This is a genomic window from Mycobacterium sp. E2462 (genome assembly GCF_001672685.1).
In the GTDB taxonomy this organism is placed as follows: Bacteria; Actinomycetota; Actinomycetes; order Mycobacteriales; family Mycobacteriaceae; genus Mycobacterium.
This window is the reverse complement of sequence record NZ_LZKC01000093.1, coordinates 1-2850: the sequence shown is the minus strand read 5'-3', so window position 1 is coordinate 2850 and position 2850 is coordinate 1. Positions and strand designations below refer to the sequence as shown.

The 2850-nt window shown below is 70.5% G+C and carries 2 protein-coding genes and 2 pseudogenes; all 4 read right to left on the bottom strand.

Features of this window, described 5'->3' with window-relative positions:
• Nucleotides 1-248, bottom strand: a pseudogene (locus A5714_RS04685) (mammalian cell entry protein); the annotation flags it as partial.
• On the bottom strand, nt 248-961 hold the full coding sequence (locus tag A5714_RS04680; RefSeq protein ID WP_068283218.1) for a mammalian cell entry protein: 714 nt from the start codon (nt 959-961) through the stop codon (nt 248-250). The pseudogene A5714_RS04685 and the gene A5714_RS04680, both read right to left, overlap by 1 nt.
• Nucleotides 961-2691: a virulence factor Mce family protein gene (locus A5714_RS04675; RefSeq protein ID WP_068283215.1), complete on the bottom strand. Its 1731-nt coding sequence runs from the start codon at nt 2689-2691 to the stop codon at nt 961-963. The genes A5714_RS04680 and A5714_RS04675 overlap by 1 nt, the downstream gene beginning before the upstream one ends.
• A gap of 15 nt (nt 2692-2706) precedes the next feature.
• A pseudogene (locus A5714_RS25885) lies at nt 2707-2850 on the bottom strand (mammalian cell entry protein); the annotation flags it as partial.

Here is a 2850-nt window from a genome sequence, read left to right as displayed (position 1 = left end):
TCGGCGCGGTAGTCGGGCGTCAGCAACGGGTACGCGGCGGTCAGGCTCCGCTCGACGGTCTGGTAGTCGTAGGCGAAGACCTCCGGAATCTCCTTGGCCGCCAGGCCGGGAAGAACCGCCCGCGCCGCCTGCTCACCGCGCGTCTGCACCCGATCCCAGTACAGCCAGCCGGCCGCCGCGGACAACCCGATGAACGCTGCGACCATCGCGTAACCCGCGACGACCGCCAGCCGGCGCAACCACCGCATCAATTACCGCCGTCGGGGTATTTGATGTCGTAGCCGGTCATCCGCCCGCTCTCGTCCTCGTGCACGATGACCCGCAGGCGATACGGCGTGGAAGGCTTGTTGACACCGTCGATGTCGGCCACCGTGACGCGCACCGACACCAGCACGGACGCGTTATCCGCTACGGCGTCAACGCCTTCCAGCGCCGCGCCGTTGATCACGGCCTCCGACGTCGCGTTGGTGGTGCGGAAGATGGCCTTGAGGTTTTCGACGTTGTTGTTGGCGCCGAGCATGCCGCGCAGCGGGCCGCTGGTGCCGTTGACGAATCGATCCACGCTCTCGTCGATGTTGTCCTGTTTGTAGCTGAACATGTTGACGACGGTCTGGGTGGCGGTGTCGACGAAGCGCTGGTCGCGGGCCTGGGCGGCGGTGGTGTGCCGCTGCTGGATCAACAGCAGGGACACGCAGCCGGCCAAGACGCCGACCGCCAGCACCGCGGCGGCCAATGAGATCCAGCCCACCAGCCGGCGATTCGGCTGACGGCGCGGCGGCGGCTTCGGCGACGTGCGGGTCCGCGCCGCGGGTCTCGGCTTGGGCGCGGCGGGGACGTCGGGAACGTCGAAGCTGACCGGGGCGGCCTGGGCCTCCTCGGGTTTCGCCGGGCCCGCCGCACGGGACGCCCGGCGACGAACCCGCGGTGGCGTCGCGGGACCGCCGGTGACGACAGGCTCCATCACATAGGCCTTGGATCAAGCATCAGGTCCACCCAATTCTCCGCGCCGGAGGTGCTGCTGGCGCCGGCCGCGAAGATACCAGTGCCTCCCGCCGGATCGGCAAAGGCGCCGGTCTTCGGGTCGTAGGTGGCGTAGGCCGGCCCGCTGGCCTGCGGTTGCGGGCCGGGCCCCGGCGGCGGCCCCCACGGCTTTTCCGGGCCGGGCCCCGCCGGCGGCGGGCTGATCCCCTCGGGCGGCCCCGGCGGGGGCAGCCACTTCGGGTAGGGCAGCTGCGGCGGCACCGGCGGCACCCCGGGCGGCTGCCAGGAGGTGAACGGCGGCGGCGGCCCGTTGTCGTTGGGCGGCGGCGGGTCGAAGGCCGGCTGCTTGTTGGGCAGCGGCCCCGGCCCGGGCACCACGCCCGGCGGCGGCGGACCGACGATCGGCGTCCCGGGATCGGGTTGGGCGCTCGGCGGAATGTAGGGGAACTTGTTGGGCGGCAACACGTTCAGGCCGTTGGTCATCGGCGTGTCGTACGGGACCGGCGGGCCGCGCCACGGGTTGCGGCCGACCGGCACGTACCCCTTCGGATCCCGGCACAGCTGGATCGTGGGTGCCCGCTTGCCGGGAAACTCCTGGCACGGGTAGTTGCGCGCGCCACGGACCGTGCTGGGATCGCTCTGCGCGGTCTTGCAGTACATGTCCTTCGGCAGCTCGCGCACCGTCTCGTCGGCGGGAGTGCGCATCAGCGGCGGGGGCAGGAACCCGACGGCGCAGGGCGGCGGGTCGTTGAGGTCGAGCTTGAAGTCCAGCTTGCCGCCCTCGTCGAGGGGAGGACCGCCCGCCATCGTGATGATGGCCGCGAACAACGCCGGCAGCACGACCAGCAGGTGCTCGATCGACTTGTGGTAGATGACGCCGACGCGGCCGAGGTTCGCCAGGCTGGCGGCCAGCGCCGGGAAGGAGGGGCGAATCCCGGAGAACGCGGTGCTGGCCTGGTCGATCGCCCCCGGCGCGATCGCCAGGGTGTCGCGCAGCTGCGGGTCGGCCTGCCGCACCTCGGAGGTGAACCGGGCCAACCCGTCGGCGAGCGACTTGACGTCGGCGCCGGCGCGGATCTGTGCCTGCAGGAACGGGCCCGCCTGGTCGATCAGTTGCGAGATCTGCGGGTAATTGGCGTTGGCCTCGTCCACCAGCAACCGGGCCGACTCGAAGAGCCGGGCCATCTCGGGCCCCGACCCGTTGGCGGCGACGAACGTCTCGTGCAGCAGTTCGCGTAGCCGGGTGTCGCCCAGGCTGTTGACCAGCGCCTCGGCCCGCTTGAGGAGGTCGGCCACGTCCTGGCCGATCCGGGTGTTCTGCCGGTCGATGTGAGACCCGTTGTGCAGCCTGGTCGAAGCCGGGGCCTTGGGCGGCACCAGGTCGATGTACTGCTCACCGACGGCCGACACGCTCTTGACGGTGGCGGTGACGTTGGACGGGATGGCGGTGCCGCTGTTGAGCCGCATGTCCGCGACCACACCGGTGGGGGTCAGGCCCACCGACTCGACCCGGCCCACGGCGACGCCGCGGTAGGTGACGTTCGCGTTCTTGTACAGGCCGCCGCCGGCGATGAAATCGGCGCTGACGCCGTAGGTCCCGATGCCGAGCGCCGCGGGCAGCCGCAGGTAGAAGATCGCCATCACGGTCAGGGTGATCACGGTGATGACCGAGAAGATCCACAGCTGGATCCTGGTGAGCCTGTCGTGCATCTGTTCTGCCGCCCCCTAGTGTCCCGATGCCGTGCCGGGCGGAATCTTGAACGGATCGGCGGCCTGTCCGGACAGGTTGGCCAACTCACCGGTCAAGAAATCCGGCGGGTTGAGGATCTCGTTCATGTGGGCCATGTTCGGATCGAAGTACGCGGTGGT